This is a genomic window from Varunaivibrio sulfuroxidans (assembly GCF_029318635.1).
GTDB classification, from domain to species: Bacteria; Pseudomonadota; Alphaproteobacteria; order Rhodospirillales; family Magnetovibrionaceae; genus Varunaivibrio; species Varunaivibrio sulfuroxidans.
Genome location: NZ_CP119676.1, coordinates 2,946,307 through 2,971,007, shown reverse-complemented (window position 1 = coordinate 2,971,007; position 24,701 = coordinate 2,946,307). Strand labels below are relative to the sequence as shown.

The window sequence follows — 24,701 nt, the reverse complement described above, 5'->3', positions numbered from 1 at the left end:
GGCCCGTCGAGATGGCGGCGCATGATCGATATGCGAATATTTCGCGCGTCCCACGTAAAGGTTCTTCTCCTTGACGTCACGGTATTCTATATTCCGCACATGAATACGATATCCGGCCTAGATACGATATCTCTGATCGGTGAAAACGACCCTCCCGTTTTCGACGTTGTTTCCGCGCGCGCCTCGTGCCCTCTGTTCATCGTCGCGGACCATGCGGGGCGCGCGTTCCCCGACGCGATGAACACCTTGGGGCTGGCGCCATCACACCTTGACATGCACATCGCCTACGATATCGGCACGCGGCGCATCGCGACATCGCTCGCAAAAAAGATGCAGGCGACGGCGGTAATTGCGAATTATTCCCGCCTCCTGATCGACCTCAACCGTGCGCCGGGGCACCCACAATCCATCCCTGCCGTCAGCGATTGCGTGACCATTCCCGGCAACCAGGATGTCGGCGAGATCATGCAACACGCACGGCGTAAAACCTTTTTTACCCCCTATCACCGCGCCATTCACCGGCATATCGAAACCCTCGAAGGGCAAGGAACGGCGCCCGTCGTTTTTTCCGTGCACAGTTTCACGCCGCACATGAACGGGACGCATCGTCCATGGGAAATCGGCGTCTTGTGGAACCGCGACCCTCGTCTGGCGATACCGCTCATGGATAAATTACGCCAAAGCGGGCGTTTGAACGTGGGCGATAACGCGCCGTACTCCGGCCGGGATGTCGCCTATACCATGGAAAAGCATGCGGGAAGCCGAGGGCTGCCCCATTGCGCCGTCGAAATACGACAGGATCTTTGCGCGACCCCCGACGATTGCGACCGGTGGGCGGGCCTTCTGGCGAACGTCCTGACGCAAATTTTGGCCGAAAAAAAGCTCTACCGCTCCTCCGTCTTGGCCCAAGGTGCGAACGATAGCGAATTTTAAAGTCGTTTTTCCCGCACGCCCCAGGGCGGCGGGTATGCTTTATCGCCCCTTCTCATGATCGCCCCCTCTCATGGCGAACGTCATCAAACATTGAATTCGCAACGGATGGCTTGCCTCGCGGAAGGCGGCGCGTGTATCTTCGCCCTGCGCGAACGGTGGAGCCGTTCGCCGATCGTCAAACACACGACAAACCGCAAAAGGATATTTCATGACTGACGTAGGCGGCGTTGCGGCCGATCATCTGCGATCCTTCGTCGAACGTATCGAGCGTCTCGAGGAAGAAAAAACAGCCCTGGCCACCGATATCAAGGAAGTCTATTCCGAAGCCAAGGGAACGGGGTTCGATGTCAAAATTCTGCGCCAAATCATCCGGTTGCGCAAAATGGATCAGCAAGACCGTCAGGAGCAGGAAGAAATTCTCGACATCTATAAGCGAGCCCTGGGGATGTAGCGCAAAAGCGCTTGCCTCTCCAACTTATCCGCCCTGCCAAACTCCATGTATTGACCGTCGAAAACCCCGCCGGGGCGCGAAGTCAGCCGACCGCGCCGACGATGTGCGCGATCGCCGTGCTGACCCGGCGCACCAGGTCGTATAGTTGCCGCATCGGTTCGAACAATTCGGCATGTTCGCGCTGATAACTTTGCGAATCGTCCGACTGATAGCTCGCCGGTTCGCCGAAAAGTTCGGCGCCGAAGGTGCGCACGGTCTTGGGGAAGGTCGTACACAAAACTTCGAGGGCGTGGTCCAGATCGAGATGAAGAATATCGCTGATGACATCGTCCATGGTGAATTCCTGGTGGCTCGTAAACTTGGGCAGCTGGGTCGCCAACAGAAATATCTCGTGTATCAGAGCGATGCGCACGGCGTGCAGAAGATCTAGATCCGGATAGCACGCGCGCGCCATATCGGGCAGCATTGTCTCGGCCTTGACGGCCTCCAGCCCGCGATCGAGGTTGAGGGTGTCGTTAAGAAAAATCCGCAGGACGCGATTCATCTCCTCGTGCCGCCCTCCGGTGCGCAAAAGCCGCGCCAGAAGCTGCATCTGCTGCGCCCGTTTCGGGTCCTTTTCGACGAACGCCCGGCGCAACCAGATCACCGGATCGTAAAGGGCGACGTAGCCGTTCATGGCGTCTAGGTTGGACAGATTGCGCGCCGAGGCGACCAACGACACGAACCGTCGGCAACGGTCGGAGGCGGCAAAAATCTCGACAAAACGATCCGGATCCTTGGCGATCGCCTTGCCGATACCGCTCATTGAATTGGATAGGTACCCGATCTGTTGCAAGATACTGTTGTGAGGGATCGCTCTAATCTGCGAGGGATGGCTTTGGTCCGCGGCTCCCGCGCCTTCATATTGGCGCTTCACCTTGCGCGAGCCCGTCGGATACATCAGGTTGGGGCCGAACAAGTTCAGCATTCCGGCGTAATCGGGATTGTCGATCAGGCGATCGTTGAAATCCTTGGCGGTCAGGAAAAAGTCCAAGGAATAGTCCGTATCTTCGTAAAAAACATCGGGATCGTCATCCGCGCGATACGCCTTGCCGACGGCGTGGGTGAGCAGGCGGCATACCGTCGCGAACGCCATGTCCGGGGTGGAAAAATAAACATAGCCGTCGCCACCTTGAAAACTAACCTCTTGTTTGACAAAAACCCCGGCTCTGGCGAACGCTGCACGGGACGCGGGCGGATAGGTGTAATCCAAACGGTCGGCGAACGAAACCGGGTGCGCCCCGCGGCCTATGGATTCGCCGTGCGTGTCAAAAATCACAAGATCAATGCCCACCAAATCGTGCTTGGCGAGGCGGCGCGCCAACAGCATACGAATGCGTTCGATCGCCAGGGACGCCGAAACCTGGCCGATATAGCGCCCGGCGTCGGAAAATCCCGTTTGGATGCACAATCGCCCGCGCACGCGGATGTAGTCGCGGTAATGCGGGTTTTCCAAAAGCTCGCCAATAATGTCGTGGCCGTGTTCCATCGCCACGGGGGTTTCGAACAGTGGAGAGATATCGATTTTACTCTCGACGCCAAACAATTTGGCGAAATATAGCGCACATAGCACCGTGAAGGAGGTGTTGCACTCGGCGATCAAGAAGCGCACCGGTTCGTCGGCATCGACATACTTGAGCATTTTCGCGACAACCATGAAAATGCGCCGCGCCGACATGTTTTCACTGAGGATCGAGCCGAAATTGATCGCCACCGTTTCGACGTCATCCAACAGTTCGTTCAATTCGCGCATGAAACGGCGCTTATTGGTGGAATCGTCCGGTGCGCCATCCAACCCAATCTGTTTGCGAATGGCGTTGGTTAACTGGTTGGCGTTGATCCGCACGTGCGTATGGGCGTGGGCAAGACCGAAGTTGGCCATTTCCGCGCGCAGTACGCTCAACCGACGCACCCGATCCTCCCGCACGCTCTCTTGCGCACATTCCTCGGCAATCGCCGTGTTAACCGCATCAATCAGTTCCGCCACATGGACCAAGCGCGTGGGCAGCGTCGCCGACAAGCGACGCGCGAAGGCGGCGACCGCGTCGGGAGTAGACATTTCCGTTTTCAGTGTTTCAATTTCCGCGCACAGTTCGTCGTGACTGCGCACGAGCCGCAGGGCGCTTTCGCGCAGGGCATCGACCGCGCTCCGCCGTCCCTCATCCTGGTCCAGTTCTTCGGCGAAATCGTGCAGAGCATCGCGATAACGCTTGATTTGAATCGCCTCGACGACCATGCGCGCACACAAGGTGTCCGACCAGCCAATATCGGAACGGCCATCGAGATCGTAGCCGACCCAACTGGCGACCGTCAGCACGCGGGGCGTCAGCGTGCGCCAATCTTCCGGGTACAGGCGCGAGGCGACATCCAAGATAACCCCGTACACCCGTTCCAGGGCCGCGTGAATATTCCCGATCGCCATCAGGGCGAAGGCGTTTTCCGCCTCCAAATCAATCCGTTTCGCATCGCCGTGGGCGGCCTGGGTCGCCTCGCGCACCAGCGCGGCGACATCATCGCCGCTCAGCGAAACCCCCTCGCCATCGGTCCCGCTCGCCAATTGGGCGAGAATCCGGGTCAGACGCTGAGAGATCGAAAAGGTCGGGTGGGCGGTGATCACGATACCGAAAATTTCCCGCTCGACGCGTGCGCGAAATTCCGCGAAGGGTAAAAGGACGCCGTCCCCCCCCTCCGATGTTGGATTTTCGTGGGCCAATCCCTCGAACACCGCCGTCAGAAGGCGGGTATTTTCCGCGATCCCGGTCTCGCCGACGTAACGGCGCAGTTTTCGGGCGCGGTATAAAAAGGCATTCCCCGTCAGCAAATGGACCAAATCGCCCAAGTCTTTTTGCGTTACCCGTCCACCTTGGACCTGGCGAGAGAGGTAAATCGCCAATTGCCGCGAGGGTGATTGCAAGTGGCTTTCGCGGGCTTCTTCTTGATAGCCCTCCATGGCCGCCACCAGTTCACCGCGCAAAGCGCAAGCTTCGGGCAAAATCGATTCTTGGATCCGGCAAAGTTCATCCGGCGTCAATGTGCGTTCGGCGCTCACGGTCACAGCCCCCCCCTAATCGTTCCGGCGTTGCGCAAGAAAAAACTGAGCAAGAAACATACTGTCCGTTCGCGCTAAGGTCGGGATCGGTATATTTCTAAGAATGGAAATAACGTTGAGGTTGTAGCCCATCGGACGACGTTTGCAAAGGGTCGGCGCATATATTACAGCCCCTTAATTTATTACAGCCCCTTAATTTTTTAGATCTTTTTATCTTCGCCACCGTCGAACGGCCCCTTCCATCGCGCCCTTCTTTCGCCTTCCCCTCCCCCGGCCCAGCCCGGCGCGGCGCGCGCGTTATTTCTTAGCGAACCCGGCGACCAGTTCGACGTGCGCGGAATACGCAAACTGATCGATCGGCGTCAACGATTGTAAGGCGTAGCCGCCGTCAACAAGGATGCGCGCATCGCGGGCGAACGTCGCCGGGTTGCACGAGACCGCAACAATCGTGCGCGCCGCGCCGTGCGCCAAGGCCGCCGCCTGCGCCGCCGCCCCCGCGCGCGGAGGATCGAAAACAACGGTGTCAAATCGCTTAAGCTCCCGCGCATCTAGGGGCGCGCGATCGAGATCGCGCACCTCGGCCCTAATCATGCCACCCAAACCTGCCCGACCTGCCGCCCTTTCCAGTGCGCGTACTGCGGGAGCGAAGCCCTCGACGGCGAAAACCGGCGCGATTTGCGCCAGGGCGAAGGTAAAACTGCCCATGCCGCAATACAGCTCGGCGATGCGCGCCGCCCCGCCGACACGCCGGGCGATGGCCGCGGTAATGGCGCGTTCACCCTCGGCGCTGGCTTGTAGAAATCCCCCCTGGGGCAAGGCCACGCGCGTACCCGCAAAGGTCATATACGGTTCCCGATGCACGACGATGGCTTCGGGACCCGCGCCGTCGGCGTTGTCCCACGACACTCGGGCTAGGTCGAAGCGCGCGGCGAAATCGACGAGCCGTTGACGCATATTCAGGTTGGGCGCACAAGAAGCGCGGAACACGGCGTCGAGGCCGCCATCGCAGGCCGTCAGCAGGACTTGCACCGCCTTGTCCAGCGCCAGCCCCTCGCGCGCCAAGGCGGCGAACAGGTCGCGCAGCGGCGCGAACAAAGCGCACAACGCCGGCGCCGCCAGCGGGCACCCTTCCAGATCGACGACACGATGCGCGCGGCGCGCGTTGAACCCCAGGGAAACTTTGCCCCCACGACGCACCGCACTGAGCGTAAGGCGGCGGCGCGCGCCCAGCGGCGTCGTCACCAGAGGCTCAATTTCAACGTCGCCCAGCCCTCGGCGCGTCAAGGCTTCGCCAATCCGTTCAACTTTCCAAAGGCGGTACGCCGCATCCGACATGTGTTGTGCGACGCAACCGCCACATGCGCCGGCATGCCCGCAAAACGGACGGATACGCGTGGGACCGTCCTCATGGCGCACGATATCTTCCAGAACATGGCCGCCGCCGCGCGCAGCGCCCACCCGCGCCGTGATCCGGTCTCCGGGCACCGTGTCGGGAGCGAAATAAAGGGCGCCATCAAGGTGAACGAGGCCGTCGCCCTGCCCGCCGATGGTCTCGACCTCGGCGTCTATTTTGCGCCCATCTTGGGGCGACTTGGCGCCCTTCTTCGGGCGTCGCTTGCGCGGGCGCGATGCGAAGGTTCCCTGTTTCATTGGCCTTCCTGATTCATTGGCCTTCCCGATTCATTGGCCTTCCCGGGCCGAAACGCAGCCTTCTATAAAACCGGAAACACTCTCGATTTTGCGTCGAATTGTTCCGTGACATCGTCATTTTATACGAATGCGTCCCTGTATAGGCATAAGTCTGTGCACTGCAAAGCCGAAAGAACTAGGGGCAAAGCCGAAAGAACCTGGGGCGAAGCCGAAATGGGGGGATACCCACGGCCAGAATGGACATAAAACGCGAGCGCACGGGAAACACCTCGAAAAACGCGCCGGAACACGCCCGTCCGCACTGAATTTTGAGGACTCAAAAAAATATGAATCCTAATCAAATGTAATGATAATTACATATTATTATATACACGATATTAAACCACAATATACCAAACGAATCATCACCACATGAATATTAGATATTTAAAATAAACTCCATGTATGTATATGAAGAATATCTAAATAAAAGAAAAATTAATAATTTTTATGATTCTAATGAAAATTATATTTTTATATAAAAAACCAAAAACCGCTCTTTAATATGCCCCCTGAAAATTATCAAATGAAAATTATCTTCCCATCACCGCGGGCGTAAATATCCGTGCAGGCGCAACGCTTATCCATCCCCTTACATTCATGCGTATATGTAATTTAATCATTTGATATCAATATAATTTTTTAAAAACCCCTCCCCTAAACGGATGCGCCATTCCAATGAAATTTGGCTTTAATTCCCTTCTTTTTAAAAACACGTATAAGGGGATAATTTAAAAATTATTATCGTTTTTAGATTATTCATCTTTAGATTAGTTTAATAATTATCCTAAAAAATTTAGGGTATTACCCTATACAATCTATTTGACAGGCTATGGCGTAACACCATAATAAAAATAACTATTGGCTTGTAGTTATGCTCGGTTCCCGCGTGGAGATTTAATCAGGGATTGGAACCGCAAAGACACAACGCAAGACATCACGTATGCAGTCCGACACGCCCCTTGGGAGAGAGGGAGGACATGGATACGGGCTATTTTTATCTTTGTCGTCCAAAGGGGAGGGACAATGAACGAACACGCACCAGCGTCTGCTACGCACGTGGAATCCGCGCCGGAACAGCATCACGAACATCATTGGGAGACGAGTTGGGCGCCCTTGGCCATCGTGGCCGGGGTTTTCTTTTCCGTCATCTTGGCGTTCTCCGCCCATTTCCAATATGAAGACAACACGTTAACGATGGTCTTTATGGGGATCGGCGTTCCCCTGCTCCTCGCCGGGATCGCCAAATGGACCGATGAAGGGTTGAGCCAAACCCCCTTGATCGCCAACGTCGCCAGTGTCGGCTTGCCGATTTTCATCGTTTCGGAAGTGTTCATCTTCCTCGCGTTGTTCACCAGTTACTGGATGATGCGCCTCAGTTTCCATTCGTGGCCGCCCGAGGGCACGCCCGAGATCGAGCTTCTCAATCCCGCCATCATGACGGTGCTTCTGGTCAGCTCCTCGGTCACCATCCACATCGGCGAGGAAAAACTCGACCACGGCAACCATGCGGGCTTCAACAAGTGGTTGATCATCACCATTTTGCTCGGCGCCACCTTCCTGGGCTTCACCGTTCACGAATACCGCCATTTGATCGACCTGGGCTTCGTCCCTTCGACCAATGCCTACAGCACCGCCTTTTACGCCATCACGGGTTTCCACGCCTCGCACGTTTTCGTCGGCCTGGCGACGTTCCTCGCGGTTCTGATCCCTTCGCTGCGCGGGCGAACCAACCGGACGTTCGTGTTCTGCGCCTCGGTGTATTGGCATTTCGTCGATGTGGTGTGGTTCTTCGTCGCCTCGCAAATTTACTTCTGGTGAGAGCCGCCGTCGGACGGTGTATTGGGAACACAAACATGAACGCGTTCATACATTCCATAGCGCTTGCCCTCATGGGGTCCGTTATCGCCGTTTCCTCGGCGATGGCGGAATACGGCGGCGCCAACCCCAACTCGGACATCGACCCAAAAACATTTCAAATCAACGAGAAAAAGGTGTTAGGGACCAAGCTTGACGGCAAGACCGTGCTTATTGACGAGGCCGGCAACGCCTTTACGTTGGGCGATTATTTCGGCAAGCCGCTGATTTTGGTGCTGTCGTACTACACCTGCGACGGCAGTTGTTCGGTCATCAATCAGGACCTGCATTCCCTTTTGAATCAAGTCAAGGGGCTAGATATCGGGCGCGATTATCACGTCTTGACGGTGTCTTTCGATTCACATGACAGCCTAAAAACCTTGGGCGCTTTTAGGAAACATCTCGGGCTGACCGACAAACTGGGCCGAGGATGGACGTTCGCCACGTTCCAAAACCCGGATGACATCGCACCGTTTGCGAAAAAGATCGGTTACAAGTTTTTCTGGTCGCCCCGCGACGCGACCTTTTTTCATCCCGGCGCTTTTTTGTTCATCACGCCGAAGGGGCGGCTGAACCGGGTTCTTTACGCCCTGAACAGCAGTCCCAGCGACGTCAAACTTGCGGTTCTCGATTCAAAACAGGGGAAATTCAAACCGCGAGAGATTATCAATTTCGCCATAAGTCTTTGTTATAGCTATAACTATTCACAGGGCAGCTACACACTGAACATTCCACTATTCGTCGGCGCCGGGTCCCTCACTTTGGGCATTAGCGCCTTTTCGATTTCGGTCTTGGTTTTTCGGAGGCGGAAAATGAGGGAGGTACAATCATGAGGAGACTGGAAACAACGCTGTCCGGGATTTTTCTGGGGACCCTGGGCTCGGCCTTTGTGGCGGCAAGCGCTTTCGCCGAAGGGACCGGAGCGGACGGTTCGGCGGACGGATTTCCCGACCCCGCGGCAGGATGGGATCATCTATGGAAAGAAGTGCTTACGGACATCACCGTGATCGGTGTCGTCTTTATGATCGCCGCGCTTTACATGCTGATCAAGTTTAGGGCGAAAAGTCCCGATCAAGTCGGCGGCGGGCGCAAACTGACCGCCGCACAGGCGGTGGCGTGGGCGCTTATTCCGGCGTCCTTGTTCATGGCCGACGATTTTTTCCTCGCCGCCAATGGATGGACGCAATGGAACGTCCAACGCCGAGTCCCGGCGAACGCCATGGAAATCAAGGTCACCGGCCAGCAATGGTATTGGTCCTTCGAATATCCCGACGGCACGGAAACCGACCAACTGGTGGTTCCAATCGGCCAACCCATCGTGTTGCGCATGTCCTCCGATGACGTCATCCACTCGTTCGGCATGCCCGCTTACCGCGTCACCGAAGACGTCATGCCCGGACGCATCACTTACATCTGGTTCAATCCCGACAAGCCCATGGATACGGTGGTGACCTGTCGCGAGTTCTGCGGAATGAACCATTCGGTGATGTACACCAAGGTGCGCGCCGTTCCGCAAAAAGATTACGAGGCTTGGCTCAAAAAACAAGCCGCCGCCGGCTGATCGCGAGGGAGAGAGATCAATGAGTACACCTGCAAGTGCGACGCTACCCCATCACACCGGGTTTAATTTAAAAGAGTGGATACTCACCACCGATCATAAGCGGATCGGCATTTTGTACCTGATCGGATCGATGGCCGCGTTCGGCGTCGCCGGAATCATGGCGCTTCTGATTCGGATGGAACAAGCCCAGGTCGGCGCTCAACTCATCACCGATCCGACACAATACAACAGGTGGCTGTTCTTTCACGGCGCGGTGATGATTTTGGCCTTTTTGATCCCCGGATTGACCGGATTCGCCGCCAATTACTTTTTACCACTAATGATCGGAGCCAAGGACGTCGCCTTTCCGCGCATCAACGCCTTCAGTGTTTGGCTGTTTTATTTCGCCATCATCCTAGCATTGCTCAGTCTGGTCATTCCCGACGGCCCCGACATCATGTGGACGGGATACCCTCCCTATTCGGTCACCACGATGGCGAACACGTCGTTTTACGTGTTTACCATCCACCTGCTGGGGTTCTCGTCGATCTTGGGCGCCATCAACTTCCTGGTCACCGTGATCTACATGCGCGCACCGGGGATGGGATGGAACCAATTAAATATGTTCGTGTGGACGACGGTCGCCGCCTTTGTCCTGCAGTTGGTCTTTATTCCGGTGCTTGCCGCCGCCGTGACGCTTTTGCTGTTCGACAAGTATTTGGGCACCCACTTTTATGACCCCAGCGCGGGCGGTGACGTGCTGCTTTATCAGAACTTGTTCTGGTTTTATTCCCACCCTGCGGTCTACGTGATCTTCCTGCCCGCGGTGGGAATTTTATTCGAAATCATCGCCACCATGTCGAAGAATCGGATTTTTAATTATAAAATCGCGGTTTACGGCGGAATTTGGGGGATTATCGCCATCGGCGGTATCGTCTGGGTTCATCACCTTTACGTCGCTGGAATGCCCGACTGGCTCCGCCTGGGCATGATGGTGACCACCCTGCTGATTTCGGTGCCCGTGGGGCTTTTGGTGATGTCCCTATGGGGCACCTTGTACAAGGGGGCGATCACCTACAACGTCGCCATGATGTATGCGGCGGCCTGCCTGTATCTGGTCCTGGTCGGCGGTTTAACCGGCATTCCGCTGGCCCTGCCGTCACTGACCTTGCACCTGTCGGACACATCGTTCGTCCACGCTCACTTCCACTTCATCATGGCGTTGTTTTCGGCGTTCGCCCTGTTTGGCGGAATCTATTACTGGTTCCCGAAGATGACGGGACGCTTGGCCGACAGCAAAATGGCCGTGGTCAGTTTTTGGTGCAATTTCATCGGCGTCAACGTCACCTTCTGGCCGCTGTTTATTATCGGTCTCGAAGGCATGCCTCGGCGCTACTGGAATTATGAAATGTTCCCGCAATTCCAGCCCTACCACGAAGTCGCCACCGCCGGAGCCTTTCTCATCGGAATCGGCATGTTGTTGCAGTTTATCAACTTCATATACGCCGCCATCAACGGCCCGATCGCCGAAGACAATCCCTGGAAGTCGAAATCCTTGGAATGGACGCACTGCCCCAACCCTCCGGGTCCGGGTAATTTTCCCGAGGATGTCGTCGTCGATGAGAATTGGACGCCATACAACTACAACACGGACTGACCTGCTGGGCGGACGGGCGAAAACGGCGGAGATCGCAACACGATCTCCGCCCCGCCCCTTTGTCATACGGCAGATGGGTAAACGCAAAGCGACATAAACAATAAAGAAAAGATGCGGAGGGTTAAGGTGAATCAAAACAACACGACACCACGAAAAAAGTGGTCTTTATTTGCCGTTTTACTTGGTATATCGCTCCTTTTTTATGTGACGATCTTCTTCAAAATCGTTGAGTTTGGGCCATGATCCGCTTCAAAAAACATAAAAACCATAGCCGTTGATTCAGGCGTAATGGCAACCGAAGGCGGCATCCTCTCATGATTCAAATTTCAACGTTTCCGCACATTCTCGCGGCGCTGAACGCCCTCACGCTGATCCTGTTGATCGCGGGACGGATATTGATCAAAAACGGCAATCGTCAAGCGCACAAAAAAGCGATGATTTCGGCGCTGGCCGTTTCCGTCGTTTTCTTGACTTTTTACATCATCTACCACGCCAATTCCGGCCTCGCCCGGTTCGGCGGACACGGAATTATCCGCCCTATCTATTTCACCATCCTACTTATCCATGTCATCGGCGCCGCCGCCATCGTTCCCTTGGTGCCGCTGGCCGTATGGCGCGCCGCCAAGGGAGAGATCGAGCGGCACAAAAAAATCGTCCGCATCACCTGGCCGCTATGGGCGTTTACCGCCGCATCCGGCGTCGTCGTTTATTTTTTAGCCGTGCGGTTGTACCCCTATGCTTAGCAGATGTGATCACGCCCCATCATCGCCCCGCCCCCCTTTGTTCGAACGCTACGCCGAGGCGATGGACGATCCGACCAACCGCAACGAGTTGATGCGATGGATGGCGCTCGCCATCGGCGCCTTGGCGATCGCCGGGACCTTCGCCCTGCTGCTTGCGTTTTCACGCGTTCCCGATATTCAGGATTTTTTCCCCTGGCCCCTAAATTTTTTCAAAAAAGGGCTGGTGGTTCATGTCGTATTTTCATTCGTCGTCTTTTTTCTATGCGTCTTCGCCGCCATCGCACACTTGGCGACGGTGCGCCTATCGGGCGGCGCACCCCGCTTCAGGCCTCTTGGGTATCTTGCCTTTCGTGGTGCGGTCGTCGCCTTTGTTTTTCTGTTCGTACCGGCCTTGATGAACCGCGGCCAGCCGACCTTGAACAATTACATCCCGGTCATCACCGACCCGCTCTACTACATGGCGCTGGGCGTGTTGGGGGCGGCCATGGCGCTCATGGCGATCCGACTTTTGCTTAACATTCCGGCCCCATCGCGCACGGCGGCCCATCGTTTCGACGTGCTCAATCTGGCCGCCATCGCCGCCGCCGTTTTCTTTCTGTTCGCCGTGATTTATGTGCTATGGGCGTGGAAAAATCTGGCGGGAACCCCCATCGGCCATCCGTTCAACGAGGATCTGTTTTGGGGGGGCGGTCACATCCTTCAATTCGTCAACACAGCCCTGCTGATCGGGGCGTGGTACGCTCTGGGGGCGACCGCCCTCGGGCGCGCGCCGGTGTGTCCCATGGTCGCGATCGCCGCCCTAGCATGGTTAATGCTGGCGGTGGTGAGTTCGCTTGGGTTTTACCTCGCCTTCGATATGTTCTCCGGCGGGCAGATCATGGCGTTCACCCACCTTCAATACGCCCTTGGCCCCGCGCCCGCCGTCGTCGCGCTGTTCGGACTGATCAATCTACTTAAGCATCGCCGCGCGGGCGAAAAACTGCCGTGGCGCGATCCCGGATTTTTATGCCTTACGCTGTCTCCTCTGGTTTTCGCCATGGGCGGCGTTTTCGGCCTGTTCGTCGATGGCGCGGACACCCGCACGCCGGGACACTACCACGCCATCATCGCGGGCTTGACCCTGGCGTTTATCGGCATGTTCTACAGCGTTTTTCTGCCCCTTCTGGGGCGTAAGCCGAAAGCGGGAAAACTGTTGTTCGCCACGATTTGGTGTTTCTTCGTCGGACAAAGCACCGCGGCGGTGGGTCTGTTCATCGCCGGGGATTACGGCACGGCGCGCAAGGTCGCCGGCGCGGCGCAAGACCTGAGCGCGCTGGCCGCCAAGATCGGTATGGGATTGAACGGCGCGGGCGGCCTGCTGGCGGTGATCGGCGGCGCGCTTTTTGTCTGGGTTGTCGGATCATCCTTAATCCGGCGCCCTGAAAGGATTTAAACAATTGTAATTCGCAATTTCTAAACCAGGCGCCGCATAGGCCTGGCGGCACAAGGGACCGGTACGAAAACAATAGGGTTCCAATCACGGGATTTGTACCCAGGGGAGGGAGAGCACAATGATCGTATCTCAAGACACGACACACAAAAACGGCCTGGCCGAAGGTATCGGCACGGTCGCCGCCGAACGCGACAGCATCCGCTTTCGCATGGCGGACTACGCCAATCTCTTGAAACCACGCGTCATGGCGCTGGTCGTCTTCACCGCCCTGGTCGGTATGATGCTGGCCCCGGTACAGGTCGATCCCCTAAAGGCGTTGATCGCCATTGTATGCATCGCCGTCGGCGCGGGCGCATCGGGCGCAATCAACATGTGGTATGACCGCGACATCGATATCGCTATGGAACGAACGAAAAAGCGTCCCATTCCGGCGGGGAAAATCGAACCGGACAAAGCCTTGACGTTCGGCGTCATCCTGGCGGTGGCGTCAGTCGCCGTAATGTATATGTTCGTCGAAACCCGGGCCGCTGGACTCCTGGCGTTCACCATTTTTTACTATATCTTCGTCTATACCATCTGGCTGAAACGGCGCACCCCGCAGAACATCGTTATCGGCGGCGCGGCGGGGGCCTTCCCGCCGATGATCGGCTGGGTCGCGGCGACCGGCGAGTTCACCTTCGCGTCGGGCATTTTGTTCGCCATCATCTTTTTATGGACGCCGCCGCATACCTGGGCATTGGCGCTCTTTCGGCGTGGCGATTATGAGAAAGTCGGCGTTCCGATGATGCCCGTCGTGGTCGGCGCGAGAAAAACAAAAATCCAGATTCTTCTGTACACCCTCTTGCTGACGCCGGTGACCTTGATCCCCACGTTGATCGGACTGTCCGGCATTTTTTACGCCCTGGCGGCGCTGGCGTTGGGAACGTGCCTGATCCGCCACGCCGTATGCCTGCTTCGCGACACCGACGAACGGCGCGCACGAGGGATGTTTTTCTTTACCATCCTTTATTTGTTTTTGATCTTCGCCGCCCTTTTGCTAGACAAGACGATCTACTTTCCTCTGGATCGCCTGATCGGCTAAACGGACGCATTGATGCAAAAAACACCCTATCGAGACCTCGAAGCGCGGTTCGCGCGCCTCGACGCGCTGGAAGGCGCATCGGCCATGTTGCACTGGGACATGTCGGCAATGATGCCCGCCGGCGGTGCGGAAAGCCGCGCCGAACAGTTGGCCGTTCTCAAAACCCTGGGCCACGCCATGCTCTGCGCGCCCGAGATGGCCGATCTTCTCGGCGCGGCGGCCACGCAGAGCGACCTCGACCCATGGCAGCGCGCCAATATCACCGAAATGCGCCGACGCTGGGTTCACGCCACGGCCATCGACGACACCCTGGTCGAGGCGCTCTCGCGCGCCTGTTCGGCATGCGAAACGGTATGGCGCGGCGCCCGCGCGGAAAACGATTTCGCCCGCGTCCTGCCGTTCATGAAGGAGGTGCTGGCGCTGACCCGCGAGGTCGGCGCGGCGAAGGCGGAAAAATTAGGCGTTTCGGTGTACGACGCCTTGCTCGACGAGTACGAGCCCGATGGCCGCGCCCACGATATCGACGCTATTTTCGCCGACCTCGAAGCCTTTCTTCCCGATTTCCTATCCGATGTCATGGACGTCCAGGCGCGCAAGCCCGCACCCCTTCCCTTGGACGGCCCGTTTCCCATTGACCGACAGCGCGGGTTGGGCCTTTCGATCATGAAGTCCTTGGGCTTTGATTTCGAACACGGTCGGCTCGACGTTAGCCTCCATCCTTTTTGCGGCGGCGTTCCCGACGACGTGCGCATTACCACCCGTTACAGCGAAGACGATTTCGCCTCTTCTCTCATGGGGGTCATCCATGAAACGGGGCACGCCCTGTACGAACGCGGACTGCCGACGCAATGGAGCCGCCAACCCGTCGGCAAGGCGCGCGGCATGAGCTTGCACGAGAGTCAGTCCTTGCTGATGGAAATGCAGGCCTGCCGTTCGCTCCAGTTCCTCAGTTTCGCCGCGCCCATAATGCGCAAAGCCTTTGACGCCCAAGGGCCGGCGTGGACGGCCGACAACTTGGCGCGCCTATACACCCGTGTCGAGCCGGGTTTCATCCGCGTTGACGCCGACGAGGTGACCTATCCCGCCCATGTGATTTTACGCTACCGTTTGGAAAAGGCCCTGATCGGCGGCGACATGCGCCTCGAAGAACTGCCCGGGGCATGGAACGAGGGCCTGCACGCCCTGCTCGGGATCACCCCACCCAACGATCGCCTGGGGTGCCTACAGGATATTCATTGGTATGACGGGGCGTGGGGCTATTTTCCGACCTACACCCTGGGCGCGATGACCGCGGCCCAGTTGTTCGACGCCGCCCGAAAGGCGCAACCCGGATTGCCGGACGCTATCGCCCGGGGGAACTTCGCGCCCCTACTCGGCTGGCTGCGAAGCCACGTCCACGAACGGGCGTCCAGCGCATCGAGCACGGATATCATTACCGCGGCGACGGGAAAAGCGCTCGACGCCGACATCTTCAAAAATCATCTCAAGGCGCGCTACCTGGAAGCGACGTAAGACGGTCCGATCGGACACCGCCCCCGAATGCTCCCGAATGCTCCCACACGCCAAAGGGCGCCGGATTTCTCCGGCGCCCCCTGTCTTGGGATAGCTTCTCTCGGGGGGGATAGCTTCTCTCGGGATACCTCCCGCCGTCCTAAAACGGTCTGTCCGACGTCACTCGCCGTACCAGCCCTTTTCCGCACCGCTGTGGCAGGCCTTGCAGTTGGAAATGGTCTGCACCCGCTTGCCCGGTCCCACATAACGCGCCTCGACGCCGCGATGGGTGCCGACGAACCAACGCTGTTTACTGATCCGCAGCGAATCATTACCACCATTGCGCGGCGCCATCGCCATCATGTAGCGTTCGATATGAATACGCGTTTTTTTATCCAACGAGGCGTCTTCACCGAAGTGATTGCTCAGGTTGGTCATGATTTTTTTCCATGAGCGAGCCGGTAAAAGAGCCGGAGGATAGGGCATGTGACACGCCGAACATTCGTGTTTGGTGATCGCATCGGAGACTACCATGCTCGCCTGTCCCACCTTATTTCCCCGTTCGTCGTTATCGTTATCCGCCCACGCCAGCGACGATACGGCGAGCGCCGGTAAAATCACAGCTATGGCCAAGAGCTTTTTCATCATGGTCGTCGGTCCTTTGCGTTGGTGATTTCTTAAATAAGAGGCACCCTAACGGGCGGGCGCTGAACATATCCTGAACGCAGCGGACGAGACGTGGGTAACCCTGTGAATGGGTAACCCCATGAAGAAGAAGGCGGAAGGATGTCTCCCCCCGCCCCCATTCTTGCCAGGATCGAGAGCTTAGAGACCGGGGATGCCCCCGATGTACCCCACCGACGCTTTTTGCCGGTCGGTCCTTTGCATGATCTCCGCCTTCAGCGCCTTGTCGGCGACATCGACGCGCTCTCCGGCGTGTTGGAAGTTGCTCATGATGTAGGCGTGCCCGCCCAGGTTCTCGACCACCTGGAGCCCGGTCGATTCGGCACCGATCGGGGTCGAAAGGATACGCGACAGCTTCCGGCTATCGACATTGAACGCCCACAGATAATTGTTGGCGTGCATGCCGCTGTCCTCACCGATGAACAGCGTGCGCATCTTGTCGGAGAAATACAGGTTATCGGGATTGGCCACCTTGTTGAGTTCGGCGGAGTTGCCCATGGCGTCCATTTTCGCCATATCGACGCCGACCAGTTCGGGCACACCGCCCATGTACACGGCGACCAAATCGCTGTCGATCGGACGCCCTTCGGAGTCCTTAACGCCCCTATCCAAAGTCAAGGCAAAGGTTGCACCCGCCTTGAGTTTCGGAATACGAATGTCGTCCTTCGGACCGCCATCGTGCGGGGTCATGCCCTTTTCCATGTAAGACATCGCAATATAAACCGTGCGGTTGGTCGGATCAAAAGCGACGCCTTCCATCTTATTGAATTCCGTTGTCGCCCCGAGATAAGCCGCATAGCGCCGCGATTCCAGAAAAGCCGCGGCTTTTTCCTTGCCCGGGCGCAGGCGCACGAACTCGTCTTTCTTCTTCAGGCCGGCGCGGATGCGCTTGAAGCCGGGCTTGGGTTCGTCGGCGAATTCGAAAATCGTGCTTTCGCTGCCGGAGAATTTCTCCTGATTGGCCAACTTCTCGATCTCGCTGTCGGAGCCATGACCGAGGCGAATCCAAGTCAGCTTCGCCTCGCCGGCGTGCTTGTCGGAAACCTGATTCCACTTCGCCGCGTATAGCGTGCCCACACTGAGATCGCCGGGACGATCGGCGATAAACATGAACAAGCCGGTATAGGCGCCGTCATCGCCGAAATAGACGGTCCGTTCGTCCGACAACACCCGAGATTTTTCCCAACTGGCGCGGCCCATGGCGAAATGCTTGACCACCTGGGTTTCGCCGCCGGGGTTCACGCTGACCTCGACGATATGTCCGTACTGATAGGGGTTGGCTTTCTTTTGACCATCGAAATACAGATCGCTAAGGCCCTTGATCGCCTTATCGACCTTCGAGCGTTTGAACAGATCGTAATCTTCCTCGGACCCCAGGTGGGTATTCCAGGGCGATTGCGAGCCCGCGCAGGGAATCCACAAACCGCCGACCCCGGAAAAATCGACGTTGCTTTGATCGACCGCCTTCAGCCGCCCGCTAGCGACGTCCTGCGAAATTTTGGTCAACGACATGCTCATCGGCATGCGCGAATACCAGTTTTTGGCCTTGTAGGCGATCTCGCCGTTTTTCAGCAGCCAATCGTATTCCCAGTGGGTGACGAGGTACACATCGCCGCCCGGCAGCATCAGCAAGCTGTTGGCGTCGGGGGTCTCGGCGACCACCGGATCGCCGTTCATATCCTTGATCGGCGCGCCCTTGACGTCATAGAGCTGGCCCGCCTCGTTCGGATTCGAGCCGACCTTGTCGATATTGTTGAACAGCGTGACATAGTCCAGATTCTTGGTTTCCACCCGACCGTCGGCATAGCGCACCTCGACCTTGGCGTCGCTGTAGGTCTTGGTCATCTTTGCGGCGGTCGTCGGCGCGGGCATGCCGATGAATTCGACCGCGGCGACGCCGCCGGCGGCCAGCGCGCTCGACGACATCAACGCACCGGCGGAGAATATCCCCGCCGCCATGAAATTCTTAATCGTTCTTTGCATCATTTTCCCTCCAGATAAATGACACCGCGCGCCTGGTCACGCGATGATGCTTGCGAGAAAAAGACCTAACGCGATCGTGTTACAGTTTGATGTTTCCCGCCGCGCTTCACGTTCGCGAAGGCGGCCCGCGCGACGTCGGCAATTGCCATTTGCGCCCACCCGGACTATACCGGGTGCTCGATTGTTCGTGACAGCAAGGTTGCCCGTGAAATATATCAGCACCCGGGGACAGGCCCCCGCCCTTTCTTTCGACGACGTGTTGTTGAGCGGCCTCGGCCGCGACGGCGGTCTGTACGTTCCCGAAACCTGGCCACGGTTTACCCCGCAAGACATCGCCGCCATGGCGAGGATGAATTACCGGGACGTGGCCGCGGCGGTGATCGCGCCCTTCGTCGAGGGCGCGATCGGCATGGACGACTTGAAGGCCCTGATCGAAACGGCTTACGAAAATTTCGACGATCCCGAGATCGCGCCCCTCAAACGCCTGAGCGACGACGAATGGCTGCTCGAATTGTTCCACGGGCCGACCTTGGCGTTCAAGGACGTGGCCTTACAGTTCCTGGGCGGCATGTTCGATCACGTCCTCGGCGAACGGGGATCGAAAATCACCGTCGTCGGCGCAACTTCGGGCGACACCGGATCGGCGGCGATCGCGGCGTGCCGCGATAAAGACAGTATCGAGATTTTCATCCTCCACCCCGAAGGTCGGGTCAGCGACGTTCAACGCCGCCAAATGACCACGGTGCTTTCGAAAAACGTGCATAACATCGCCTTCAAAGGTAATTTCGACGATTGTCAGAATGCCGTGAAGGCGCTGTTCAACGATCTTGAGTTCCGCGACCGTATCCACCTGTCGGCGGTCAACTCGATCAACTGGGTGCGGATCATGGCCCAGATCGTTTACTATTTTTGGGCGGCGACGCGGATCGGCGCGCCGGAGAAAAAGATCCAGGTCGCCGTTCCGACAGGAAATTTCGGCAACATTTTCGCCGCTTACGGTGCCCGGAAAATGGGGTTGGGGATCGAAAAATTCATCATCGGATCCAACAGCAACGATATCCTGATCCGCTTCATTCGCTCGGGGAAAATGACTCCAAAGGGAGTTCGCCCGACCATCAGCCCGAGCATGGATATCCAGATTTCAAGTAATTTCGAGCGCCTTTTATTCGAAGTCTGCGATCGCGATCCGGCGCGGGTGCGCGCGTTTATGGCCGATTTCCGAGACAAGGGCGAATACGCCGTTCCCCCCGAGATTTTCAAAAAAATCACTGACCTGTTCGACGGCGAATATTTCGACGACGCCGAAACGAAGGGCATTATGCGCGCGGTATACGTGGAAACGGGCGAACTTCTCGACCCTCATACGGCGATCGGCGTCGGCGCGGCGCGGGCCGTTCGCGAACCCGGCGACGCCCCGGTGATTTGTCTGGCGACGGCCCACCCGGCGAAATTCCCCGATGCGGTTCACGACGCCTGCGGCGTTTATCCCGAATTACCGAAACGCCTGGCTGATTTGATGACGCGCGAGGAACGCGCCGACGCCTTGGACAACGACCTTGACGTCTTGCGCGAGTACATCGTTCATCATATCGAACCACAATAGGTTTTTCATGACCCGCACCATCCGCATCACGACCCTGGACAACGGTCTGCGCGTCCTCAGCGACCCCATGGACAGTGTCGAGACCGTCTCCGCGGGAATTTGGATCGAAGCGGGCTCGCGCTTCGAACAGCTGCCGATCAACGGCGTATCCCATTTCCTCGAACATATGACGTTCAAGGGGACGGCGCGGCGCTCGGCCCAGGCGATCGTCCAGGAAATCGAAGACGTCGGCGGACAAATCAACGCCTATACCTCGCGCGAGAATACCGCTTACTACGCCAAGGCGCTGAAGGAAGACTTGGGGCTAATTGTCGATATCATCGCCGATATCGTGCAAAACGCCCGGTTGGACGCGGAAGAATTGGAACGCGAACGCAGCGTCATTTTGCAGGAAATCTCCCAATCCGTGGATACCCCCGAAGACATCGTTTTCGATTATTTTCAGACCGCCGCGTTTCCCGACCAACCGATAGGGTGGCCTGTGCTGGGTTCGAGCGAAGGCGTGCGCGCCATGCCCCGAAAATCCATTCGGGACTACATGACGCGGTACTACACTCCTTCGCGCATGATTTTATCGGCGGCGGGCAAGATCGATCACGACCATCTTGTGGCGTTGGCCGAGAACGCTTTCCCCCGTGCATCGGGCGACGTTCGGGAAACCGTCGCGCCGCCGCAAAAATCCCGCTACCAGGGCGGCGAATTCCGTCAGTACCGCGATCTGGAGCAGGTTCAAATCATACTCGGGTTCGAAGGCGTGTCGTTCGACGACCCCGATTATTACGCCGCGTCGGTGTTTTCCACCCTCCTTGGCGGGGGCATGTCGTCTCGTCTTTTTCAGGAAATACGCGAAAAACAGGCCCTGGTCTATTCCATTTATTCTTTCTTGACCGCCTATGACGATGGCGGCGCCTTCGCCATCCATGCCGGAACCGGCGAAGAGGAGGCCCAAACATTGATGCCCCTGATTTGTGCGGAAATCCAAAAAGCGCGCACCTTCGTCAGCGCGGAGGAAATCGCCCGCGCCCGCGCCCAACTGAAGGCCGGCATCCTGATGGCCATGGAAAGCACCAGCGCGCGCAGCGAACAGTGCGCCCGACACGCCCTGATCTATGGCCGTGTCCTGGACAGCGCGGAAATGATCGCGAAGATCGACGCCGTCGATGAAAAGGCCGTCGGGCGCGCCGCCGAGCGCCTAACGTCCAGCCTGCCGACCTTGACCGCCCTGGGTCCGGTCTCGAAAATCGAATCGTTCGAGAAAATTTGCGCCCGCCTGACGTGACGCCCCCGGGACGCATCGGGACGCATCGGGGCGCGGGCGGACGGCGCGCTAGGCGTGCCCGGCGTACTCGCTGAGCATTCGCACATCGACGCCGATCTTAGCGAAGGCCCGTTCCCATTTGGTGTCTTGATCGTCACCAAAAACCAACGTCGTATCGGCATCGACCGCCATCCAGCCGTTGTCGAGCAATTCCCGGTCCAATTGACCCGGACCCCACCCGGTATAACCAACGGCGAACACCTTGTTTTTTGGGCCGTGTCCCTCGGCGATGGCGCGCAAAACATCCAGGGTCGCCGTCATGGCGACGGCGGAGTCCACGACCATCGTCGAATCGCGCATGTAGTCGGGGCTGTGGAGCACGAAACCCCGTTCGGATTCGACCGGTCCGCCAAAATGGACGGCGATATTTTCCGAAGGATGGGCCACCTCAATCTTCATTTGTTCGAGCAGTCCATCGAAGGAAACCTCGTCGAGGGTGCGGTTCAACACCAATCCCATGGCCCCATCCGCATTGTGAACACACAGATAGATAACCGTTTTTTCAAAACGCCGGTCATCCATTCCCGGCATGGCGATCAACAGTTTTCCCGCCAGATAGGGAGATTGTTTTTCCGCATTTTCCTGTGTTTGCGCCATCGTTTCACACCACCGACTGACAAAAAAACCCCCGTTTCGGCGCGTTTGCGCCAATACGATCGACACATACCGTGTTCGGCAGTATACGTCCGATAGTCAAAAGATAGGAAGAAAAACAAAAAAACGAAGCCATTCCGCCCATTATTTTTCATCAACACATCGTGAACGGGGCGATTCCAACAGCTTTAGGCATGATTTCGCCATGTTCTTCCCCTATCGTCACCCGTGACACTTTTTTTCGTATCGGGGAGCGCGCACCTCCCCTTCAGGGGAGTTACGCCGACGCCATGGCCACGTTTGTCTTTAATTTATTTCCTCGCACTCTACGCCGCTTTTCCCTGATCGTTGCCGCCGCGTTGGCGGTCGTAACGACGATCGGCGTCCCCGTCAACGACGCCGATGCGCAAGGCGCACCCTCGCTGGCATCGCCATGGTCCAGCGAACAATACGCCACTGTACGTCTGGAATCCGAACGCATCGCCACCGGCGACAAGTCGGCGATTACCCTAGGTCTGCATTTCAAGCTGAAGGAAGGCTGGAAAATTTACTGGCGCGCGCCGGGAGACGCCGGCTACCCGCCCCGGATCGATTGGTCCGGATCGCAAAACCTCGACGGCGCGCACTTCATATGGCCGCACCCGAAGCGATTTTCCGTCCTCGGTTTCGAGACCATGGGCTACAAGAACGAGGTCGTGCTGCCCATCCGCGCCCGCATCACCGACCCCACCAAGCCGCTCGTCCTGCACGCCAAAGTGGATTATTTGGCCTGCGCGGAACTGTGCGTCCCCTATACCGCCAACATCACCTTGAACGTACCCAGCGGCCCCGGCGCGCCGTCGGCCGAAGCGCACCTTATTCAACAATACGTCTCGCAAGTTCCGCTCACCGGCGCCGCCGCGCCAATCGCGGTAAAATCCGCGATTTTTCGCCCCGACCCAAACGATCCCGACAAGGGGATCCTGCGCATTACCGCCACGGCGCGCACGCCCTTCGTTTCGCCCGACGTTTTCATCGAAGGGGCGTCGGAGTTGGTTTTTTCCGCCCCGAAAACGACTCTCAACGGTGTGGACGCAATCCTGGACGTTCCCGTCGAGGGGGTCAAATACCTAAGCGCCCCCTTCACGGGACGTAAAATTACATTGACCGTCGTGGACCCTCCACTTTCCGCGCAGAGCGACGCCACGGTGAAGGCGGGCGCGCCCCTTGCCACGGGCCCCGCGCATACCGGAGGCGTTTCCCTGTTGGCCATCCTCGGGCTCGCCTTGCTCGGCGGGTTGATCTTGAATTTGATGCCCTGCGTGTTGCCCGTCCTATCGATCAAACTCCTCGGTGTCGTCCGCCACGGCGGCGGCGACGTACGCGACGTGCGCCTCAGTTTCATCGCCACGTCGGCGGGGATCGTCGCTTCCTTTCTGGTGCTGGCGGGCGCGTTGGCCGGACTGAAGGCCGCCGGAACCGTCATCGGTTGGGGAATTCAATTTCAGCAGCCCTGGTTCCTGATCGCAATGACCGTCATCATCACCCTTTTCGCCGGTAACCTGTGGGGATTTTTTGAGTTTCGCCTGCCTTATGCGTTTTCCGCCATCGGGACCGGCGGGCGCGACCATCAGGGCCTGGCTGGCCATTTCTTCAGCGGCGCCTTCGCCACCTTGTTGGCGACCCCCTGTTCCGCGCCTTTCTTGGGCACCGCCGTGGGATTCGCCCTAGCACGCGGAACAACCGAGATTTTCGCCATTTTCGCGGTGCTCGGTATCGGCCTCGCCCTACCCTATCTTCTGGTCGCGGCCTTTCCCCGGCTGGCCACGCGACTACCCAAACCGGGACGCTGGATGGAGGTCCTGCGCCGCATCCTCGGATTTGTCCTGGCGGCAACCGCGATATGGCTGTTGAGCGTCCTTAAGGCGCAAGTCGGCGACACGGCGGCAATCCTCATCGGCGCGTTGATGGCGACATCGATCGGCGTGCTTTGGCTGCACAAACGGCTACCCGAACGCTTCGCGCCCGCCGGCTGGGCCGCATTATTGTCCCTGTTCATCGTCGCTTTCCTTGTCCCCACGATGGCGTTTTTACGCCCCGCGACACCCCAGTCTCAATCCACGCCGGCTCTGAACGCCCTATGGAAGCCCTTCGACGAGGCCGCCATCTCCCGACTGGTCGCCCAAGGCAAGACGGTCTTTGTTGACGTAACCGCCGACTGGTGCATTACCTGTCAGGCCAACAAGGCGCTGGTGCTCTCCAAGGACGACATCATGAAACGCTTGGAGGCCGCCGACGTCATCGCCATGGAGGCCGATTGGACGCAACCCAACGACGCCATCGCCCGGTTTCTGTCGCGCTACGACCGTTACGGCATCCCCTTCAATATCGTTTACGGACCCGGCGCGCCCAAGGGGGTAGTGCTCCCGGAATTGCTGACCACGGACGCCGTTCTGAACGCATTGAACGCGGCCGCCCTGCATAAACGCTGAGGGGAAAATAAATAGCCGCGCAGACGCCCCCCGGCTTGTTCCGCGCCAATGTCCGACTATCTTTGTCTACGAGGTTTCGACTTATT

At 57.9% G+C, this 24,701-nt stretch carries 18 protein-coding genes; 13 read left to right on the top strand and 5 right to left on the bottom strand.

Going from position 1 to position 24,701, the window contains the following annotated elements; all coding sequences use genetic code 11:
- The first annotated feature begins 21 nt into the window (after positions 1-21).
- Together P3M64_RS13840 and P3M64_RS13835 are read left to right on the top strand one after the other, a co-directional pair.
- On the top strand, positions 22-933 hold the full coding sequence (locus tag P3M64_RS13840) for an N-formylglutamate amidohydrolase (RefSeq protein ID WP_132939081.1): 912 nt from the start codon (positions 22-24) through the stop codon (positions 931-933).
- A gap of 208 nt (positions 934-1,141) precedes the next feature.
- Positions 1,142-1,384 (top strand): DUF2312 domain-containing protein, encoded by a 243-nt coding sequence (locus tag P3M64_RS13835; protein WP_132939082.1) that lies wholly within the window; start codon positions 1,142-1,144, stop codon positions 1,382-1,384.
- Positions 1,385-1,466: 82 nt separating this feature from the next.
- On the opposite strand, the gene P3M64_RS13830 is transcribed toward P3M64_RS13835, so the two are convergent.
- Together P3M64_RS13830 and P3M64_RS13825 are read right to left on the bottom strand one after the other, a co-directional pair.
- A complete protein-coding gene (locus P3M64_RS13830; RefSeq protein ID WP_132939083.1) occupies positions 1,467-4,472 on the bottom strand; it encodes a phosphoenolpyruvate carboxylase in 3,006 nt (1,001 codons plus the stop codon).
- A gap of 297 nt (positions 4,473-4,769) precedes the next feature.
- Positions 4,770-6,122 (bottom strand): class I SAM-dependent RNA methyltransferase, encoded by a 1,353-nt coding sequence (locus P3M64_RS13825; RefSeq protein WP_132939084.1) that lies wholly within the window; start codon positions 6,120-6,122, stop codon positions 4,770-4,772.
- A gap of 1,065 nt (positions 6,123-7,187) precedes the next feature.
- Between P3M64_RS13825 and P3M64_RS13820 the strand changes: the two genes are divergently transcribed.
- The 8 genes from P3M64_RS13820 (at position 7,188) to P3M64_RS13785 (ending at position 15,983) form a co-directional block, all read left to right on the top strand.
- Positions 7,188-7,982, top strand: a complete 795-nt coding sequence (locus P3M64_RS13820; RefSeq protein WP_132939085.1) for a cytochrome c oxidase subunit 3 — start codon at positions 7,188-7,190, stop codon at positions 7,980-7,982.
- Positions 7,983-8,017: 35 nt separating this feature from the next.
- Positions 8,018-8,851: an SCO family protein gene (locus P3M64_RS13815; RefSeq protein ID WP_132939086.1), complete on the top strand. Its 834-nt coding sequence runs from the start codon at positions 8,018-8,020 to the stop codon at positions 8,849-8,851.
- Entirely contained in the window at positions 8,848-9,579 is a 732-nt protein-coding gene (gene coxB, locus P3M64_RS13810; RefSeq protein ID WP_132939087.1) for a cytochrome c oxidase subunit II, read from the top strand. Before P3M64_RS13815 ends, coxB begins: the two co-directional genes overlap by 4 nt.
- 19 nt (positions 9,580-9,598) lie before the next feature.
- The gene (locus tag P3M64_RS13805) at positions 9,599-11,215 is read left to right on the top strand and encodes a cytochrome c oxidase subunit I (protein ID WP_132939088.1); all 1,617 of its coding nucleotides are present in this window, start codon (positions 9,599-9,601) and stop codon (positions 11,213-11,215) included.
- Positions 11,216-11,529: 314 nt separating this feature from the next.
- Positions 11,530-11,958: a DUF420 domain-containing protein gene (locus tag P3M64_RS13800; protein WP_132939089.1), complete on the top strand. Its 429-nt coding sequence runs from the start codon at positions 11,530-11,532 to the stop codon at positions 11,956-11,958.
- Entirely contained in the window at positions 11,951-13,390 is a 1,440-nt protein-coding gene (locus P3M64_RS13795; RefSeq protein ID WP_132939090.1) for a cbb3-type cytochrome c oxidase subunit I, read from the top strand. The genes P3M64_RS13800 and P3M64_RS13795 overlap by 8 nt, the downstream gene beginning before the upstream one ends.
- Before the next feature lie 118 nt (positions 13,391-13,508).
- Positions 13,509-14,471, top strand: a complete 963-nt coding sequence (cyoE, locus tag P3M64_RS13790) for a heme o synthase (protein ID WP_132939091.1) — start codon at positions 13,509-13,511, stop codon at positions 14,469-14,471.
- A gap of 12 nt (positions 14,472-14,483) precedes the next feature.
- Positions 14,484-15,983, top strand: a complete 1,500-nt coding sequence (locus P3M64_RS13785) for a carboxypeptidase M32 (protein ID WP_132939092.1) — start codon at positions 14,484-14,486, stop codon at positions 15,981-15,983.
- A gap of 159 nt (positions 15,984-16,142) precedes the next feature.
- Here P3M64_RS13785 and P3M64_RS13780 read toward each other — a convergent pair whose 3' ends face one another.
- Both P3M64_RS13780 and P3M64_RS13775 read right to left on the bottom strand, forming a co-directional pair.
- Positions 16,143-16,610, bottom strand: coding sequence for a cytochrome C (locus P3M64_RS13780; protein ID WP_132939093.1), 468 nt, complete (start codon positions 16,608-16,610; stop codon positions 16,143-16,145).
- A 177-nt stretch (positions 16,611-16,787) separates the two neighbouring features.
- Positions 16,788-18,632: a PhoX family protein gene (locus P3M64_RS13775; RefSeq protein WP_132939094.1), complete on the bottom strand. Its 1,845-nt coding sequence runs from the start codon at positions 18,630-18,632 to the stop codon at positions 16,788-16,790.
- A gap of 202 nt (positions 18,633-18,834) precedes the next feature.
- Here P3M64_RS13775 and thrC point away from each other — a divergent pair, with 202 nt between their 5' ends.
- A complete protein-coding gene (gene thrC / locus P3M64_RS13770) occupies positions 18,835-20,232 on the top strand; it encodes a threonine synthase (protein WP_132939095.1) in 1,398 nt (465 codons plus the stop codon).
- Between the two features lie 7 nt (positions 20,233-20,239).
- On the top strand, positions 20,240-21,511 hold the full coding sequence (locus P3M64_RS13765; protein ID WP_132939096.1) for a M16 family metallopeptidase: 1,272 nt from the start codon (positions 20,240-20,242) through the stop codon (positions 21,509-21,511).
- Positions 21,512-21,559: 48 nt separating this feature from the next.
- On the opposite strand, the gene P3M64_RS13760 is transcribed toward P3M64_RS13765, so the two are convergent.
- Positions 21,560-22,147, bottom strand: coding sequence for a YqgE/AlgH family protein (locus tag P3M64_RS13760; RefSeq protein ID WP_132939097.1), 588 nt, complete (start codon positions 22,145-22,147; stop codon positions 21,560-21,562).
- Positions 22,148-22,434: 287 nt separating this feature from the next.
- On the opposite strand from P3M64_RS13760, the gene P3M64_RS13755 reads away from it, so the two are divergent.
- Positions 22,435-24,615: a protein-disulfide reductase DsbD family protein gene (locus tag P3M64_RS13755; protein ID WP_165886317.1), complete on the top strand. Its 2,181-nt coding sequence runs from the start codon at positions 22,435-22,437 to the stop codon at positions 24,613-24,615.
- Positions 24,616-24,701: the final 86 nt, after the last annotated feature.

What these genes read in the sequence shown, in the direction of transcription:
- P3M64_RS13840 (WP_132939081.1), top strand. Translation starts at nt 22, where the DNA reads ATGATCGATATGCGAATATTTCGCGCGTCCCACGTAAAGGTTCTTCTC.
- P3M64_RS13835 (WP_132939082.1), top strand. Translation starts at nt 1,142, where the DNA reads ATGACTGACGTAGGCGGCGTTGCGGCCGATCATCTGCGATCCTTCGTC.
- P3M64_RS13825 (WP_132939084.1), bottom strand. Translation starts at nt 6,122, where the DNA reads ATGAAACAGGGAACCTTCGCATCGCGCCCGCGCAAGCGACGCCCGAAG.
- P3M64_RS13820 (WP_132939085.1), top strand. Translation starts at nt 7,188, where the DNA reads ATGAACGAACACGCACCAGCGTCTGCTACGCACGTGGAATCCGCGCCG.
- P3M64_RS13815 (WP_132939086.1), top strand. Translation starts at nt 8,018, where the DNA reads ATGAACGCGTTCATACATTCCATAGCGCTTGCCCTCATGGGGTCCGTT.
- coxB (WP_132939087.1), top strand. Translation starts at nt 8,848, where the DNA reads ATGAGGAGACTGGAAACAACGCTGTCCGGGATTTTTCTGGGGACCCTG.
- P3M64_RS13805 (WP_132939088.1), top strand. Translation starts at nt 9,599, where the DNA reads ATGAGTACACCTGCAAGTGCGACGCTACCCCATCACACCGGGTTTAAT.
- P3M64_RS13800 (WP_132939089.1), top strand. Translation starts at nt 11,530, where the DNA reads ATGATTCAAATTTCAACGTTTCCGCACATTCTCGCGGCGCTGAACGCC.
- P3M64_RS13795 (WP_132939090.1), top strand. Translation starts at nt 11,951, where the DNA reads ATGCTTAGCAGATGTGATCACGCCCCATCATCGCCCCGCCCCCCTTTG.
- cyoE (WP_132939091.1), top strand. Translation starts at nt 13,509, where the DNA reads ATGATCGTATCTCAAGACACGACACACAAAAACGGCCTGGCCGAAGGT.
- P3M64_RS13785 (WP_132939092.1), top strand. Translation starts at nt 14,484, where the DNA reads ATGCAAAAAACACCCTATCGAGACCTCGAAGCGCGGTTCGCGCGCCTC.
- P3M64_RS13780 (WP_132939093.1), bottom strand. Translation starts at nt 16,610, where the DNA reads ATGATGAAAAAGCTCTTGGCCATAGCTGTGATTTTACCGGCGCTCGCC.
- P3M64_RS13775 (WP_132939094.1), bottom strand. Translation starts at nt 18,632, where the DNA reads ATGATGCAAAGAACGATTAAGAATTTCATGGCGGCGGGGATATTCTCC.
- P3M64_RS13765 (WP_132939096.1), top strand. Translation starts at nt 20,240, where the DNA reads ATGACCCGCACCATCCGCATCACGACCCTGGACAACGGTCTGCGCGTC.
- P3M64_RS13760 (WP_132939097.1), bottom strand. Translation starts at nt 22,147, where the DNA reads ATGGCGCAAACACAGGAAAATGCGGAAAAACAATCTCCCTATCTGGCG.
- P3M64_RS13755 (WP_165886317.1), top strand. Translation starts at nt 22,435, where the DNA reads ATGGCCACGTTTGTCTTTAATTTATTTCCTCGCACTCTACGCCGCTTT.